At 57.0% G+C, this 15,121-nt stretch carries 16 protein-coding genes and 1 tRNA gene; 10 read left to right on the top strand and 7 right to left on the bottom strand.

Going from position 1 to position 15,121, the window contains the following annotated elements; genetic code table 11:
* The first annotated feature begins 55 nt into the window (after positions 1-55).
* Both nrdR and ribD read left to right on the top strand, forming a co-directional pair.
* Positions 56-526 carry a transcriptional regulator NrdR gene (nrdR, locus tag ACR0KS_RS03455; protein WP_170383592.1) on the top strand — a complete coding sequence of 157 codons (471 nt, stop codon included), beginning with the start codon at positions 56-58 and terminating at the stop codon, positions 524-526.
* Positions 523-1,623 carry a bifunctional diaminohydroxyphosphoribosylaminopyrimidine deaminase/5-amino-6-(5-phosphoribosylamino)uracil reductase RibD gene (gene ribD / locus ACR0KS_RS03460; protein ID WP_170562690.1) on the top strand — a complete coding sequence of 367 codons (1,101 nt, stop codon included), beginning with the start codon at positions 523-525 and terminating at the stop codon, positions 1,621-1,623. Before nrdR ends, ribD begins: the two co-directional genes overlap by 4 nt.
* Here the strand turns inward: ribD and ACR0KS_RS03465 are convergent.
* From ACR0KS_RS03465 to ACR0KS_RS03475, 3 genes are read right to left on the bottom strand one after another with little or no spacing between them, the layout of a single operon-like run.
* On the bottom strand, positions 1,620-3,617 hold the full coding sequence (locus ACR0KS_RS03465; RefSeq protein ID WP_170562693.1) for a capsular polysaccharide biosynthesis protein: 1,998 nt from the start codon (positions 3,615-3,617) through the stop codon (positions 1,620-1,622). The two genes, ribD and ACR0KS_RS03465, sit on opposite strands and share 4 nt — an antisense overlap.
* Entirely contained in the window at positions 3,617-4,750 is a 1,134-nt protein-coding gene (locus ACR0KS_RS03470) for a polysaccharide biosynthesis/export family protein (protein ID WP_170482848.1), read from the bottom strand. Before ACR0KS_RS03470 ends, ACR0KS_RS03465 begins: the two co-directional genes overlap by 1 nt.
* A 32-nt stretch (positions 4,751-4,782) precedes the next feature.
* A complete protein-coding gene (locus ACR0KS_RS03475) occupies positions 4,783-6,129 on the bottom strand; it encodes a capsular biosynthesis protein (RefSeq protein WP_170562696.1) in 1,347 nt (448 codons plus the stop codon).
* A gap of 138 nt (positions 6,130-6,267) precedes the next feature.
* Here ACR0KS_RS03475 and ACR0KS_RS03480 point away from each other — a divergent pair, with 138 nt between their 5' ends.
* The 6 genes from ACR0KS_RS03480 (at position 6,268) to ACR0KS_RS03505 (ending at position 10,173) form a co-directional block, all read left to right on the top strand.
* Positions 6,268-6,855: a riboflavin synthase gene (locus tag ACR0KS_RS03480; protein WP_170383602.1), complete on the top strand. Its 588-nt coding sequence runs from the start codon at positions 6,268-6,270 to the stop codon at positions 6,853-6,855.
* Positions 6,856-6,964: 109 nt separating this feature from the next.
* Positions 6,965-8,086 (top strand): 3,4-dihydroxy-2-butanone-4-phosphate synthase, encoded by a 1,122-nt coding sequence (gene ribB / locus ACR0KS_RS03485; RefSeq protein ID WP_170383604.1) that lies wholly within the window; start codon positions 6,965-6,967, stop codon positions 8,084-8,086.
* Between the two features lie 2 nt (positions 8,087-8,088).
* Positions 8,089-8,640: a 6,7-dimethyl-8-ribityllumazine synthase gene (locus ACR0KS_RS03490; protein ID WP_170549139.1), complete on the top strand. Its 552-nt coding sequence runs from the start codon at positions 8,089-8,091 to the stop codon at positions 8,638-8,640.
* Positions 8,637-9,119 (top strand): transcription antitermination factor NusB, encoded by a 483-nt coding sequence (gene nusB, locus ACR0KS_RS03495; RefSeq protein WP_170562699.1) that lies wholly within the window; start codon positions 8,637-8,639, stop codon positions 9,117-9,119. Before ACR0KS_RS03490 ends, nusB begins: the two co-directional genes overlap by 4 nt.
* Before the next feature lie 59 nt (positions 9,120-9,178).
* Positions 9,179-9,484, top strand: coding sequence for a hypothetical protein (locus ACR0KS_RS03500; RefSeq protein WP_170562702.1), 306 nt, complete (start codon positions 9,179-9,181; stop codon positions 9,482-9,484).
* Positions 9,485-9,741: 257 nt separating this feature from the next.
* Positions 9,742-10,173, top strand: coding sequence for an MmcB family DNA repair protein (locus ACR0KS_RS03505; protein WP_170383612.1), 432 nt, complete (start codon positions 9,742-9,744; stop codon positions 10,171-10,173).
* A gap of 4 nt (positions 10,174-10,177) precedes the next feature.
* Here ACR0KS_RS03505 and ACR0KS_RS03510 read toward each other — a convergent pair whose 3' ends face one another.
* Positions 10,178-10,366 (bottom strand): DUF6324 family protein, encoded by a 189-nt coding sequence (locus ACR0KS_RS03510; RefSeq protein WP_170383615.1) that lies wholly within the window; start codon positions 10,364-10,366, stop codon positions 10,178-10,180.
* Positions 10,367-10,443: 77 nt separating this feature from the next.
* On the opposite strand from ACR0KS_RS03510, the gene ACR0KS_RS03515 reads away from it, so the two are divergent.
* On the top strand, positions 10,444-10,926 hold the full coding sequence (locus tag ACR0KS_RS03515; RefSeq protein WP_170562705.1) for a GNAT family N-acetyltransferase: 483 nt from the start codon (positions 10,444-10,446) through the stop codon (positions 10,924-10,926).
* 47 nt (positions 10,927-10,973) lie between these two features.
* Positions 10,974-11,050: transfer RNA gene (locus tag ACR0KS_RS03520), tRNA-His, on the top strand.
* Positions 11,051-11,368: 318 nt separating this feature from the next.
* Here ACR0KS_RS03520 and ACR0KS_RS03525 read toward each other — a convergent pair.
* From ACR0KS_RS03525 to ACR0KS_RS03535, 3 genes are all read right to left on the bottom strand, one after another.
* A complete protein-coding gene (locus ACR0KS_RS03525; RefSeq protein WP_170549149.1) occupies positions 11,369-11,650 on the bottom strand; it encodes a hypothetical protein in 282 nt (93 codons plus the stop codon).
* Between the two features lie 470 nt (positions 11,651-12,120).
* Positions 12,121-12,981 carry a DUF2306 domain-containing protein gene (locus ACR0KS_RS03530; protein WP_170482822.1) on the bottom strand — a complete coding sequence of 287 codons (861 nt, stop codon included), beginning with the start codon at positions 12,979-12,981 and terminating at the stop codon, positions 12,121-12,123.
* Between the two features lie 106 nt (positions 12,982-13,087).
* Positions 13,088-14,953 carry an acyl-CoA synthetase gene (locus ACR0KS_RS03535; protein ID WP_170562707.1) on the bottom strand — a complete coding sequence of 622 codons (1,866 nt, stop codon included), beginning with the start codon at positions 14,951-14,953 and terminating at the stop codon, positions 13,088-13,090.
* Positions 14,954-15,121 lie beyond the last annotated feature (168 nt).

The following is a 15,121-nucleotide window of genomic DNA, read 5'->3' on the forward strand; positions in this document are numbered from 1 at the left end:
TAAGTAAGCCATAGTACTTACAAAAAGAGGCGGAATAGGGACGAGGAGACGGCGGATGCGCTGCCCGTTTTGCGGAAATATCGACACTCAGGTGAAAGATTCACGTCCGGCAGAAGATCACGTTGCGATCCGCAGGCGTCGTTTTTGCCCGGCTTGTGGTGGACGTTTCACAACCTACGAACGTGTGCAGTTGCGCGATCTGGTGGTGATCAAAACCAACGGAAAACGTGAAGACTTCGACCGGGATAAACTTGAGCGGTCCATTCGCATCTCGATGCAAAAGCGCCCCATTGACCCGGACCGGATCGACCAGATGATTTCCGGCATTGTACGTCGGCTGGAAAGCATGGGTGAGACCGACATCCCCTCTAGCAAGATTGGCGAGATCGTCATGGAAGCTCTGGCGCGGATCGACACCGTGGCTTATGTTCGCTTTGCAAGCGTGTACAAGAATTTCCAGGCGGCCGATGATTTCGAGGAATTTGTCCACGAATTGCGACCGCCGCAACCTTCTTCGGACGAGTGAGCGAAACAGATAAGCGATATATGGCGCTGGCTTTGTCTTTAGGTCAGCGCGGGCAGGGGACGTGTTGGCCCAACCCGGCAGTCGGGTGTGTGATTGTGCGTGACGGTCGGATTGTCGGTCGCGGCTGGACTCAGCCCGGAGGCCGCCCCCATGGTGAGACAGAGGCTCTGGCCCAAGCCGGAGAAGCTGCGCGCGGGGCAACGGCCTATGTGTCGCTTGAACCGTGTGCGCATCACGGCAAGACTCCTCCCTGTGCAGAAGCGTTGATTGCCGCCGGGGTGTCACGCGTCGTTTCCGCGATCGAAGACAGTGATCCGCGCGTGGCAGGACAGGGCTTTGCATTGCTGCGTGACGCAGGGATTGAGGTCACAACCGGCGTTCTTGCGGATAAAGCTGCCCGTGATCACGCAGGTTTCTTTTTGAAGACCGAGCAGGGTCGCCCCTTTGTCACGCTTAAACTGGCCAGCAGTTTTGACGGACGGATCGCAACTGCCACCGGTCACAGCCAATGGATAACTGGCCCCAAGGCAAGGCGCGACGTTCACGCCATGCGCGCGCGACACGATGCGGTGATGGTTGGTGCCGGGACTGCGCGCGCGGACGATCCATCTTTGACCGTCCGGGACCTTGGAATTGAGGCGCAGCCCGTCAGGGTTGTTGTCTCGCGTCATCTGGACTTCCCGTTGATCGGTCAACTTGCGAGAACTGCTGCGAAAATCCCGTTGTGGCTTTGCCACGGTCCTTCGCCGGATGCCGAGCGTGCCCGGGCATGGGAGGGGGTGGGCGCGACTTTGATTCCCTGTGCTTTGAAGGATCACCAGATTGACGCTTTTGACCTGTTGCAGCAGTTGGGGCAGGCGGGTCTGACACGAGTGTACTGTGAAGGCGGTGCGGCATTGGCGTCGTCGTTGCTGGCTGAGGACTTGGTGGACGAACTGGTTGGGTACACTGCTGGTCTGACCATCGGCGCGGAAGGTCTATCCGCTATCGGTTCGCTTGGGCTTGAAACGTTGGAAACCGCCCCACGGTTCGAGTTGATCGAGACACGCGCAATCGGGCCGGATGTGCTGCACCGTTGGGCGCGGTCACTGCGTTAACGTCGCCAAAGATGTGCATGTGTGGCAAACACGCCCTGTAACTTTGACAAGAGGCGCAGGGGGTGGCTGCCGGCTGATCCGTAGCCCTCTGCCAGTCGTTGCACGGCAACTTCGACGGGGCATGCTTGCCCTGTGATGGGGTCCATATAGCGCGGATAGTCAATAAGAGCGGCGTGCGTCAGACCCGATAGAGAAGGGCGCGCGCCACGCCGTGCAGGGACCGTTCCGAGGTCACGTGTCAGCCCCCAGCCAGCGTAGAATGGCCCACCAAGGGTTGTTACGCTGACGCCGCGCAACAGCGCCTCGAACCCCAGCAGCGAGGTCATTGTCCAGACCTCATGCACTTGTGAAAGCAGCGCAGCAGGGTTCGTGTCGACCGCCACGACGTCGGCAAGGCCGTCGGTATCTATTTCGCCCGTGCGCAGGCGCGCTTCGACATCCGGGTGTGGCTTGTAGACGAGTACAGCGTCTGGGTTCGCCTCGCGAACAGCGCGTAAAAGATCAAGGTTGGTGCGTATATTGCTTGTTCCCAACTGGATCGATGCGTCGTCTTCAACCTGTCCGGGTACCAAAATCCGGTGCCCTTCCGGGATCGTTGGGCCAGATCCTCCGGTATTGTATTTGCTGACTTGGGCCGAAACGATGCGCGAAATCAACCTTTCGACGCGAAGCTCTTGATCCGGTCGCAATGTTTCGCGGCGTGCAATCATTTCCTCAAGCTGGCTTGGGCGGGTGGGGTCGTAGTAAATACCCAGGGTGTCGGTCGCCAATGACAGCGGCGGCACGAGACGCGCACCCAGCCCTCGCGAGCGAAGAAAACCATCTTCGACCCGCACCACGTCCCCGGCGTCTCTGGAGCGATTGGCCCAGACCATATGCGGTCGGTCGGAGGGCGCAGGGATATCCGACGTGAACAGAACTTTCTTTTCGCGTCCAAACATTTTCTGCAAATGCCTGCGTTTCCACAGGCGCATGCCAGAAGCCGTCCAACCCTTGCGATCCTGCCGCCACGCGCGAGTTTGCGCCTCAAGTGTGTCGAGAACGGTTTCCATTTCGCATAACTGATCCCGAAAGGGGTCGTACCATGTTGGATAGAGGATCATCGCCGCCGCAAACAACTGCGCTCGGGTCAGGGTGCGCTGTCGGTGGGGAAGGTAAGCCTCGTCTTGCGTCAATCCCCAGCCAGCATAGAAAGGCTGCCCGAAAACGCGCGGTTTGTGCCCCGCAAGGATCGCCTCGAAACCGAATTGGGACGATAGGGTGTAAACGCCGACCGCTCCCTCCAGCAAGGTCCAGGGGCTGATAGGCTCACTCAGTATCGAGACGCGGTCGGATTGATCGTGGTCCGAATAGTATCCTGCGCGATGCCCTTCGATGGTTTCAGGGTGGGTTTTGATCAAAATGCGCGCGCCGGGGTTTTCTTCTTGCGCCATGACCAGCATCTCACGAAACCGGGCGTGGTCACCGTTGCTGGCCAATACGGATGCGTCATCAGAGGCTTGATCCACAACCAGAACATATCCGGGGTTTGGGGGCTGAACGGTCGTGTCAAATGCTGAATACTTGCTGAGGTGCAGCTCTTTCAGTCGCTCTATCCCGCCACGGGCCCGATTCAACAGGGCCGTGTCGTCCAGAGGGTGCGTGTTCAGAAGTGTTTCGAGCCCCGACGTGTTCGTTGCGTCGAAATGTACCCCGTTTCGATCGAGCAGAAGACCAAGAGGTGCCTCTCCGCCGCGTCCGGGGTGCAGTGAGCGCAGGAAGGCATCCTCAACTCGGAGCATCGGAGCATCGTACTTTTCCGCGATACTCAGCCCACGATGTGCCGTCGGGCTGTTGCCCCAAACCCCGACCATATCGCCGTCTTTGGGTAGGCCCACGCGAATATCATACCCGGCGAGTCCCAAAATGCGTCGGACACGTCGCTGGGTCAGAAAACCACCATTGTAGACGAACAATCGGCGGCGTTCGGACCCGGCAGCTGTGTCGGAATACATCACCCGCCCGTAAGCGTGGCAACGTTAGCGAAAGGTGTCAGTCCGCCCGCGATCAGGGAAATAGACTTGCTCCATTGTGCGTACGGAGCCTCGGTCACATAGATTGTGTCGTCATCGCGGATCACAAAGTCCCGGGCTATGAACAAGCCATTCGGGGCCGTCAGGTTCAACAGGTAGATCATGCGCTGATCGCCTTGCAGGTTCGCGCGCCCCATGACCGAGCGCGCGATGTCTTGCCGCTCTTTTCTCAGGACGAAAATACCGGTTGGATCAGACGACAGGGACAGCAAGCCGCCAACCTGAGCAAGCGCCTCAAGTGCGGACAGATCCTGACTGTCGAACGCGACACGCGATTGCCCTCCGGTCGCGCCCAGAGCAATGTAGGATCTCGCGTCGGCCTCAACCAGAATTCGGTCACCACCCCGCAGGGCAACGTCCAGACGGGGATTGCTGAACAGGTCTTCGTACCACACCGTTCCACGTTCGTTGCCACGAATGAGTGTTACCAGCGCAATGTCAGAGCCAACGGAAACACCACCCGCCTGAGACAGCATTCCAGCCAGCGTGCGGGTAGGTCGTTCAATCGGATAAATTCCGGGTGCACCGATGGTGCCAGTCAGTGAAACGGTTGATCCATCGCCAGCAATGCGTCGCACCTCAACCTGTGGATCGGGCGTCTGGTCACGAAGCTGTTCCGTGATCAGCATGCGCAGTTGTTCCGGCGTGTTCCCTGCGGCACGAACGCGACCAGCGTAGGGGACAAAGATGAACCCATCGCTGTCGACCTGAACTTCATTCAGTGCAGTCGCGGACCCCGTTTCCCCGGCCAAAAGGCCATCATCGACGTTTTCCCAAACGGTAAGTCCCAGCACATCGCCGGGACGAACCGTGTCTGCGGCCAAACTCTGCGCGCTTTGAAGGGAGGGAGGGAAGCCAAACTGCGGAATTGCAGAGGTCGCCTGTGCGACGCGGTCGTCGACTTCTACGACGAATGCATTTCCGCCATTTTCGACGGAGCCAGCCAGAATTTCGTTCTTGTTGGGGCCAGACTTTGGAAGTTGGCACGCGGCCAGAAGGCCAAGCGCGGCCACGAGGGAAACCCCCCGTATCCATTGGATTGGAAAGCTCTGCACTGCCGAATATCCTCAGTCTTCTTTTGTTTGCGCTAGGCTATCTCTTTCCCGCGACGACTTCCAGTATCAACCTGTTCGATTCCCTCCACTATTCTCAACTGTGGCGTCTGAGTCTCTTTCGTGGGCAGAACCGAGCAAAACGGGTCTTGATGGCTTAGCATCATGTCAGCCACACGGCGCAGCAGTTGCCTGCGGCCATGTCTGGAATAAAACCCGCCCGGAATTTGGCAGGTCTTCAACAGAAAATCCCGATACACCTGATAGGCTTCATGAGCAGGCGGAGTCGGATTGGTAAAGAATTCGGCGATGGGTTGCCGGGAAACAAATTCCGGTTTGTCGTAGACCGATCTTCCAAAGGTGCGCAAAGGGATACCGCGCCACAAGACCTGCTGACCAGCGGTGGAATTTATCGTGACCGCTGAATTGGCTTCGTCCAATAGCTTGGCCAGTTTTCCGCCGGGGACAAAATGCACCCGGTCCGCCACCCCGTATTCCTTGGCAATCTGGCGGGATTTTCGTTTCAGAGGCTCACGGTGGTTTTCCAGCGGATGTTCTTTTATGACCAGTCGATGATGCGAAGGGGCACCTTCGGCAAAACCCTTGATCGCCTGTTCCAGAAACTCGGACATGCATGAGTAGTTCGAGTGAAACTGTACCGAACTATCGTGACCCAACTGCAAAAGCACCAGATGATACGGCAATCCGCTTTTCCGTGCCTGCATGGTAGCCCACCGACGCTGCAACCTGTGAAACGGCATAAGCATCAGGCGTTTGAAATATAACCTGAATTCCTTTGCCACCGGCAGCTCTCGGTGGCGTTTGAAGTTTCGATAGCGCCGATTGAGAAACAGAACGAACCAGTGATAAAGCGCGCCGTAGAAGATATGCTGCCGCATGTCGCCCCAATGTGATGGCGGCGGTGGCTTGGGTATTTCGGACCGATCCAAGGCCTGCTCCATCTGCGCGACTTCCAGTTTCATCAGACGCGAGTTGCCGTTCGAGCCCGAACGCTCGTAGGTCACCCACCATGGGCGCAGATACCCTTCCTCGAAAACGTGGACAGTGATGTTTAGTTCGCTGGCAATCTCGACGGCGCGGGCGTGGACCGGGCGCGTGTCCCCATACAAAACGATGTCGGTTACTCTAAGTTCGTGGACAAGGTCGGCAAACCGTTTGGGCCAATCCTCAAGCGGGTCGAGATAGGGGATATAGCTGCCCCGGTGAGACCAAAACGCGGCGTCGCCTGCATTAAAGCCAACGCGCCAGACTTCAGCGCCTGACGCCCGCAATGTGCGCCCCAAGGCGTTGAAGAACGGTCCGTGAGGTCCCTGAAGAAACAGGAACACACGGGGGTGCGAGCGCGAGGTGTGAAGTGGCATTGATGCTGCTCGTGTTTTTCGGTGCGGAATTTATGCCTGTTTGTATCATTCGCGGCAAGGCGGGGCTTGCCCAACACCGCGGATACGCTTACCTCGGCAAGGAAATCTGGTCAAAGATTAGAAGCTGAGGGTTAATCAATGTTCACTGGGATCGTTACGGATGTCGGCACTGTCACCGAGCTGGACCAGCAGGGCGATCTGCGGGCACGGATCAAAACGGCCTATGATACGTCGGGTATTGATATCGGTGCCTCGATCGCCAGTGATGGTGTTTGCCTGACCGTGATCGCGCTGGGCGATGACTGGTATGACGTGCAGATCAGCGCCGAGACCGTATCAAAGACCAACCTTGATAGTTGGCAGTTGGGCAAGCGAGTAAACTTGGAACGCGCCCTCAAAGTCGGCGATGAGCTGGGCGGCCATATCGTCTCGGGGCATGTCGACGGCGTGGCAGAGGTTGTGGGCTTGGAGGATGAAGGCGACAGCACCCGCGTGACTCTTCGCGCGCCCAAGGATCTTGCACGGTTCATCGCCCCCAAGGGATCAGTGGCCCTGAATGGAACCTCTTTGACCGTCAACGACGTGGACGGGTGCGACTTTGGCATCAACTTCATTCCTCATACCAAGGAAGTGACGACTTGGGGCGACGTGTCCGTTGGTGATCGGGTCAATCTGGAGATCGACACGCTGGCCCGCTATGTGGCGCGCTTGGCCGAGATGTCCTGAGCCGCACATCTACGTCGCGTTCTGATCGAACCTTGCTGCCTGCGGGCTGGCCTTTGGGCGCGGGGTGGTCTATCCAACCGTGCAAACTTGCTCTGCGAAAGGCTGCCTTATGAGCTTTGAAACCCCCGGACCCGTCGAGGCGCAATTGCGTGATGCGATCAGCCCGATCGAAGAGATCATCATCGAGGCACGCAAAGGCCGGATGTACATTCTGGTCGATCACGAAGATCGCGAGAACGAGGGCGATCTGGTCATCCCCGCCGAATTCGCAGATGCCGAGGCGATCAACTTTATGGCCACACATGGGCGCGGGCTGATCTGCCTGCCGATGACAGCCGAACGCGTGGATGCGCTGGGTTTGCCGATGATGGCCGTGAACAACTCGTCGCGCCATGAAACGGCGTTTACCGTGTCCATCGAAGCGCGTGAGGGCGTATCGACCGGCATCTCTGCTGCCGACCGCGCGTTGACCGTGGCGACCGCGATCAACGAACAGAACACGATGGCGCAGATCGCCACCCCCGGCCACATCTTCCCTCTGCGTGCCAAACGTGGTGGGGTGCTGGTGCGTGCGGGTCATACCGAGGCGGCGGTTGATATTTCGCGCTTGGCCGGGCTGAACCCGTCGGGTGTGATTTGCGAGATTATGAAGGCCGACGGCACTATGGCGCGCCTGCCTGATCTGGTCGAGTTCGCCAAAGAACACGATATGAAGATTGGCACGATCAGCGATCTGATCGCGTATCGGTCCCGCAATGACAATCTGGTTGTCGAGACGTCGCGTGAAATCGTCAATTCAGAATATGGCGGTGAATGGGAGATGCGGATATTCACTGATCAGACCCATGGCATCGAGCATGTTGTTATGATCAAGGGTGACATCACAACCTCTGAACCTGTCCTGACCCGCACCCACGCGCTGCACGAAGCGCCCGACATTCTGGGTCTTGGTCCCAAGTCGTCACGCGAGCTGCCCCGCGCGATGGAAAAGATCGCCCAAGAGGGCCGGGGAGTGGTCTGCCTGTTCCGGCAGCCGCGTAATTCGCTTTATGCGGCTGAGGACGAAGGCCCGCGCACCATCAAACAAACCGGTCTTGGCGCACAGATCCTGTCCAAGATGGGTATTCAGGAACTGGTGCTTCTGACCGACTCGCCGGAAACCGTATATCTGGGGCTCGACGCCTTTGGCCTGTCCATCGTCGGCACCCGCTCTATCCTCAAGGATGATTGATTGTGGCTGAACAAGACAAACACGGCGTCCTGCCGACCCCGACCTTCGACAAGCCTGTTAAGCTGCTGCTGGTGGTGGCCCCGTTCTATCGCGCCATTGCGGACAACATGGTCGCTGGTGCCAAGGCCGAGATTGAGGCCGCGGGCGGCACTTGCGACGTGGTCGAAGTGCCGGGTGCGCTGGAAATCCCGACGACCATCGCCATGGCCGACCGTCAGTGCAACTACGACGGCTACGTCGCGCTGGGTTGCGTTATTCGCGGCGAGACCACGCATTACGAAACCGTCTGCAACGATTCCAGTCGCGCCATTCAACTCATGGGCCTGCAAGGTCTGTTGATTGGCAACGGCATCCTGACCGTCGAGAATGACGAACAGGCCGAGGTTCGCGCCAACCCCGAAAAGATGAATAAAGGCGGCGGAGCTGCGGCTGCGGCCTTGCATCTGATCGCGCTCAGCCGTAAGTGGGGCTCTTCCAATAAGGGCGTGGGCTTCAAGCCCCCGTCCGAGTCCATCCTAGTGGCGGGCGATAGCAACGGATCCACGACAGCATGACCGAGACAGACGCGCCGAAACCGGCCAACCAGAAACGCCTGATGAAATCCGCCGCACGCCTCTATGCTGTGCAGGCGCTGTTCCAGATGGAGCAGTCGGGCCAGACAACCGAACAGGTTGTGAATGAGTTTCTGGATCACCGGTTTGGTGCTGTCTATGAGGGTGACGAAATGCTGGACGGTGACACCCGCCTGTTCCGCAAACTGGTCGAGGATGCTGTGAATTATCAGGCCCCAATCGACCAGATGACCGACCGCGCGCTGGTCGCCAAATGGCCCATCGCGCGCATCGACCCGACCCTGCGCGCCGCGTTTCGCGCGGCAGGGGCCGAACTGACGCAAAGCGATACACCGCCCAAAGTCGTGATCACCGAATTCGTGGACGTGGCGCGTGCTTTCTTTCCCGAAGGAAAAGAGCCGAAATTCGTCAACGCGGTGCTGGATCACATGGCCCGCGAAGCCCAGCCCGAGGCATTCTGACGCCTTTACCCGGGCCTCACATGCGCTAACCTGAATGTCAGAGCGTAAGGAGGCCCGTTATGCCCAAACTGATCCGTCTGTACATTACTCAGGTTGCTTGGGGGTTTGTGATCTCGGCGGTGTTTGTCGGGGTTTTGCTGGCGTTTAATGTGGCCAACCTGCGTAGTCTCATCACCGGGTCAGATGTCGGCCTGATCGCGTTGCTGATGATCTGGTTCATGAACGGCATCGTCTTTGCCGGTGTGCAATTTGCTTACAAGATCATGAGCATGGCCGAGAAACCCGGTGGCCCGCGCCGTGGCTCTCCGGTCGTGCACAACTTTGAGCCTGCTGTTGTGCGTCAGGATGCCCCCACGTGGAAATAATCAAATCTTGGAAAATGTGGCGGGACCGCCAGACAACCGTGCGGTGTGATTCCCGAGGACCTGTTTGTACAGGTGGGCGCCAGGTAATCAGGCCAGGACCTGAACAGAGCCAGCCCCCTCGGAATTGCTTAAGGCCACCAGAATGCTACCTGTCACAAGAAGGGCAGAACCCGCCAAGCGTCTAACTAGTGTTTGGCAGCCGGATGCGCAAGGGTGCGCGGGTTGATTTTTGTTCGCTAATTGTTCACATTTGGCAGATGACATTGGACCTACAGCCCGGACAAAGACTTGCGCGCGGTGTTGCGCGTCACCTCAGCGCGCATGGGTTTGTGTCTGTCGAGGAATTCGTGCCATCGCGCGGACTTCGGGTCGATGTCATGGGATTGGGGCCCAAGGGCGAACTGTGGGTGATTGAATGCAAGTCCAGCAGGGCAGATTATCAGTCGGATTCCAAATGGCAGGGTTATCTGGAATGGTGCGACCGGTTTTTCTGGGCCGTGGACACCGATTTTCCGACCGAGCTGCTTCCTGCGGAAACCGGCTTGATTATCGCGGATGCCTATGACGCCGAGATTGTGCGCATGGCACCCGAGGACAAGATTGCCCCGGCGCGCCGTAAGAAAATGATTCAGAAATTCGCGACCGATGCTGCCCGCAGGTTGCACACCCTGCGCGACCCGAGGCTGTGACGGATCAGTCTTTTACCGCGCGCGCGGCCTGAGCAGCCGCACGGATTTCATCCGCAATCTCTTCGGCTTCTTCCGGGTCAAAATCCATCGGGATTTCCAGACCGTCGGCTTCGATGAACAGGCGCACCATGCCTTGGTCGGTCGGGCCGATTTGCAGGTTGGCCTGAATGTCTCGTTCGGTATTGATGCCCATATGCGCCTCCGGGGATGAGCATTCGTGCTATCGCGCAAAGGGTTGAGAATCAAGACGCTGATGCGGTCAGATACGGTATGAGAAATGCACAAATCAGACCCTTTCGCGCGTTGGATGTGCCGTGGTTGGTTGAACAGCACGGAATCCTTTACGAGCGCGATGAAGGGTTCGACAAGTCCTTTGCGCGGCTGGTTCAACAGATCCTTGAAGATTTCGTGGCGACCCGTGATCCCGAGGTCGAGTGTGGTTGGATCGCCGAGCAAGAAGGTCAGCGTCTAGGCAGCATTTTCTGCGTCAGACTGGACGAGAGCACCGCAAAGCTGCGCCTGTTCTTCCTTGTGCCCGAGGCGCGGGGAATGGGGCTGGGCAAACGCCTGTTGCACACATGTATGGACCACGCGCGCTCCGTTGGATTCAGCCAGATGTCACTGTGGACGCACGAAAGCCATCGCGCCGCCTGTGCGCTTTACAAGGCGACAGGCTGGCAATTGATGGACAGCAAACCGGTCCATTCCTTCGGTGTCGATCTTGTCGAACAAAGCTGGAAAATTCGGCTTTAATCCTCTTGCAATCCCCGGGCGCGTTCGGTAAATCGCCCCTCACGAGTGCCGCCTTAGCTCAGTTGGTTAGAGCGCTGGATTGTGGATCCAGAGGTCCCCTGTTCAAGCCAGGGAGGCGGTACCAATTTTATATTTAAATTTCATTATTTTACGTGGTTAGGCCACTTGAGTATCGTAGGGACGTTCACCTAAAGGCAACTCCAAGGCAACTACGCTACACGAAATGATTGGATTTCTAGCCGCACTTCTTGCGGCGCTATAGACCAAGGGTTACCAAACTCTCCCGATGCGATGTGTCATGCGCCGACGATCACTATGCCACCGGAAGGGACCGAACGCACAAAATTGGTGGGTCAATCCTAAGTTATCGCGCGCAAGCGATTGACCTGTGCATACAAACCCAAACCTCCAACTTAGACAGCAGCTATGTGATGGTTGGACACTACTCGTCGTCATCGGGTTTTGAATCGATCACCTTTTGCTGAGCCAATCTTTCTGGCAGGCGGTGGCTGATATCTTTGAGCCGCTGTCTCGGATTGATGCTCATACCGACAGTTCCGCTGTGGGTGTGTGTGATGCTAACGCCATCAGCGCGTCCAAATGCTCGGTCCTGAGCTAGGGCTAACAGGGCGATTTGTTCTTTGCCAGAGAGTTTTCCCGATACAAATTCACCGTTCCCATCTATGCGATTGAAAAGCTCGTCCATCGACAAAAGGTCGCTCATGCGTTTCACCGCGACCTCGCCGTTCGACTGGATCAACTTTCTTGTCTCGGGGTCCAGCTTGGGTCGCCCGCCGGGATTGCCAGAATGACCTGGCTTGAAGAGAGGTGTTGGCATATTTGACTCCTCTGTTCTCAGAAGGTGAAGGTGCAACGTGGCAAGTATTTATTTTATATATCGTAATTCGGCATGAATTGCGAATACTTGTGCCTTACACGGCATAGCTGGGCGGTAGTTATGTTCGAAGCACGGTAACAGCGGACTATTATCGCCAGCGACTGTTATCGTGCAGAGCGTTCACTAAATGAAGAAAGTTCGACTGTCTGCTGCCGAAAGACCGCTTAGCGGCGCTTAGCCGTCATCAGACAAAAACGGTCGAATGACCTCGTTGAGCCCTAAGCAGCCTCTTTTTGAGACCGTCTCGAATGGTGCTTATGGATCGCCATACGTGAATCTGATGATGCACAAAAAGCCTATTCAGCTACGACTGGTGCGATTTCATCCCGTTCATCGACTCGTCTTCGAACCATCTCAGCAATCAAAATGCCAGCCGGCGCCGATCCCCAAATGCAAATCTGGATCGCGAGGGCTTCGATGTCGCGAAACAGCGGATCGATGACAAAAAGTAGAACACGAAACAACCAGAATGATCCCCACATCGAACCAACAAAGCGCCACATCCAGATACGGTGCTGGGCTGTATCCTGTCGTCTTATTGCCAGTATTCCCATAACAGCGGTGGCATAGACGAAGATAGACATTGAGAAAAAGCCCCATGTCGACAGGGCCCCGCCGTACTCTCCAACAGGACCGTGTTGGGCCGCGAGTATCGCAGCGCAACCAACACCAACTGTCAGTATCCCAAAGCTGATGCGCCCGAGGATCGCGTGGTTCGCCCCCCGACCACCGGGAAAGAACATTTGTACGTGCATCAGCACAAAAACAATGGAATTGCAGACGACATGCCCAAGCAGCAGAGCCGATCTCAGCTCTGGTCCATTCGCAAAACGATCATAAAAGGCAACGCCCCACGCAGGATGGTTTGTGAATGTGTTGCCCCAGACAGAGCAGGAATTGTCTGGGCACGTGGAGACGGCAGCGGCACTCACCGGATCGCTCAGTCCCAAATTGATCAACACGTCATAGATACCGACAAAGTTAGCTATGGAGGCCGCGGGGCCGTAAATGACGTATCCGGCGTTCAAGTACAGCATCAGCAGAATGCCAAAGAGAAGTACGGGCACGAACTTTCTCTTCATGACCGCATGAACAGCCAGACCCGCCCATATTGCCAGACCGACGAAGACCGATATCACACCCAACGGAACCGCCATTTTGCCCTCCCCGAACAATACGATCGTTTAAGAGGCTCGCACAATGGGCGTCCGCGGTGCAATAAATTTTGCGATCGGAAACTCGCGCAGCGAGGACGAGCGCGTTTTACGATCCTCCCACAATGCGCGTCTCGAACAGGAAATCCTTGAGCTTTTGCTCAACAAGAGGTCCGGACGTCGTGTTTGCATCATTCAGTTTCACCGTCACGCAAAGCCCGCGTGGCCCTCCAGCCTCCACCTGCACATCGGCATCAGACACCTGAAGTTCGTCACGAAGCAGATTTTTCACGACCAGCTTTGCAGCATCGCATCGCAGGCTGGGTTTGAAAATCTTGCCCACGGACGTCAGGGGAATCTCATCAACAATTTCAATGATTTTGGGCCATGCCGGTCTTTCGTCGATGGTCTGCCGAGCATGTTCCATGAGTTCCTCGACCGTAACATCATCCGGTGTGTGGACCTGAACAAAGCACATGGGCAGTTCTCCGGCATAAGGATCAGGCATCCCGACCGCAGCGGCCAACGCGACAGCGGGATGGGTGCTCATCGCGTTTTCGATCATGGCCGGATCTATATTATGACCGCTTCTAATAATGAGGTCTTTCGAACGGCCAGCAACGTACAGGCAGCCATCAGCGTCTTTGTATCCCAAGTCGCCCGAGTTTAGGACACCCTCGTCGAATACCCCAGTGTTGAAGCTCGGCTCGCTGTATCCTGGAGACACGTTGGAGCCTGTAATTGCAATTACACCAATTTCGCCGACCTCGCATTCCTCTCCCAGACGGCCATCGCTTTCCAGCTTCAGAACGTCGACACTTGTGTATGGCAACGCCCAACCCACTGAGCCCGCAGTGCCAGAACCACCCAGTGGGTCGATACTGATCAGTCCGGACGCTTCTGTCATGCCAAGAATTTCGAACAAAGTGCAGCCCGTGACCTCCTTGAAGCGTTGCCCGACGGCGGGTGGAAGCAGTGATGCGCCGGTTGCACCCGCCCGCACGCCCGAGACGTCATTATCACCAATCGGTGTCTGCAGGATCGCCCCAATCGCGGTTGGAACACCTCCGACAATCGTGACTTTGTGATCTGCGACAAGCCGCCAGAAGCTTTCGACCACCGATGGATTACGCAAACCCGCGGGCGTCATCACAAGCAGCTCTACGCCTGCCATGAAACAGCTGAGCCCGCCCACAATCGTGCCGGCGACGTGGAAAAGCGGGAACGTGGCCGTAAAAACATCATCCGAACGAAAACCACACATAGCTGCGCCCCCGAAAGCTGCAACCAATTGACTGCGATGCGTGTGTGCAACAAGCTTTGGAACGCCCGTTGTACCCCCGGTGTGAAAATAGGCCGCCAGATCAGAACCGCTCCGGGCCTTCCCAAATGCCAGGTGATCCTGTGGTTGGTCAGACAATGCCTCGGTGAGGTCAATCACCCCGGCTTCAGCAGGCGTACCCGGGGGAGAAACGCGTACCAGCACGAGGTCCGGGATTTGCTCCCTCAATGCCAAAGCTTTCTGCCAGATGTCGAGTTGTGGGTGTGGGCCAAGAGTAACGAGGATTTTCGCCCCCGACGCTTTGATAAGCTCTGCTATGCTCTCAGGCTGCAAAAGAAAGTTTATGGGCACAGCGTAACCAGCCGTTTCTGCGCCCCAAAGCGTGACGTGTGTTTCAACCAAAGCGGGCAACATATACGCCACGCCCGGTGCCTCCCCTCCAATCTCGGCAAAAAGATTTGCTGCGCGCCGGATCTGCCCAAGTAGCTGGCCGTAGGTGACACGACGAGGCTGCTCATCTGGTGCTCCGGTCATCAACATCGTCAGTGCAACAGCATCGGGATCACGCTCAGCACTGTTTTCAAAGACCTCCAAGATGCTTTGCTCGGGCAACCGTTCGTCGAGCGTCATCTCGGCTTCGAACTCAGCTATGTCGTCGCGCGTCCTGATCGGACGTGTGCCCAGATTAGCCATGGGGTTTCCTTCAACTCTACTAAGGTTGTTTCCGAGCTTTGGCCGAAGAACAGGATTTTGCAACTCCGATGTACGTGCTGAGATCCACATGCTGATCGAGTAGGCTGCGGAATCCAGCCATTTACGAATTTCCGGTGTGTCCCGCAATGCAGACGGTCAACTGAATCG

Source organism: Ruegeria sp. BC7, assembly GCF_056539165.1.

What these genes read in the sequence shown, in the direction of transcription:
- nrdR (WP_170383592.1), top strand. Translation starts at nt 56, where the DNA reads ATGCGCTGCCCGTTTTGCGGAAATATCGACACTCAGGTGAAAGATTCA.
- ACR0KS_RS03465 (WP_170562693.1), bottom strand. Translation starts at nt 3,617, where the DNA reads ATGTATTCCGACACAGCTGCCGGGTCCGAACGCCGCCGATTGTTCGTC.
- ACR0KS_RS03475 (WP_170562696.1), bottom strand. Translation starts at nt 6,129, where the DNA reads ATGCCACTTCACACCTCGCGCTCGCACCCCCGTGTGTTCCTGTTTCTT.
- ACR0KS_RS03480 (WP_170383602.1), top strand. Translation starts at nt 6,268, where the DNA reads ATGTTCACTGGGATCGTTACGGATGTCGGCACTGTCACCGAGCTGGAC.
- ribB (WP_170383604.1), top strand. Translation starts at nt 6,965, where the DNA reads ATGAGCTTTGAAACCCCCGGACCCGTCGAGGCGCAATTGCGTGATGCG.
- nusB (WP_170562699.1), top strand. Translation starts at nt 8,637, where the DNA reads ATGACCGAGACAGACGCGCCGAAACCGGCCAACCAGAAACGCCTGATG.
- ACR0KS_RS03500 (WP_170562702.1), top strand. Translation starts at nt 9,179, where the DNA reads ATGCCCAAACTGATCCGTCTGTACATTACTCAGGTTGCTTGGGGGTTT.
- ACR0KS_RS03505 (WP_170383612.1), top strand. Translation starts at nt 9,742, where the DNA reads ATGACATTGGACCTACAGCCCGGACAAAGACTTGCGCGCGGTGTTGCG.
- ACR0KS_RS03510 (WP_170383615.1), bottom strand. Translation starts at nt 10,366, where the DNA reads ATGGGCATCAATACCGAACGAGACATTCAGGCCAACCTGCAAATCGGC.
- ACR0KS_RS03515 (WP_170562705.1), top strand. Translation starts at nt 10,444, where the DNA reads ATGAGAAATGCACAAATCAGACCCTTTCGCGCGTTGGATGTGCCGTGG.
- ACR0KS_RS03525 (WP_170549149.1), bottom strand. Translation starts at nt 11,650, where the DNA reads ATGAGCGACCTTTTGTCGATGGACGAGCTTTTCAATCGCATAGATGGG.
- ACR0KS_RS03530 (WP_170482822.1), bottom strand. Translation starts at nt 12,981, where the DNA reads ATGGCGGTTCCGTTGGGTGTGATATCGGTCTTCGTCGGTCTGGCAATA.
- ACR0KS_RS03535 (WP_170562707.1), bottom strand. Translation starts at nt 14,953, where the DNA reads ATGGCTAATCTGGGCACACGTCCGATCAGGACGCGCGACGACATAGCT.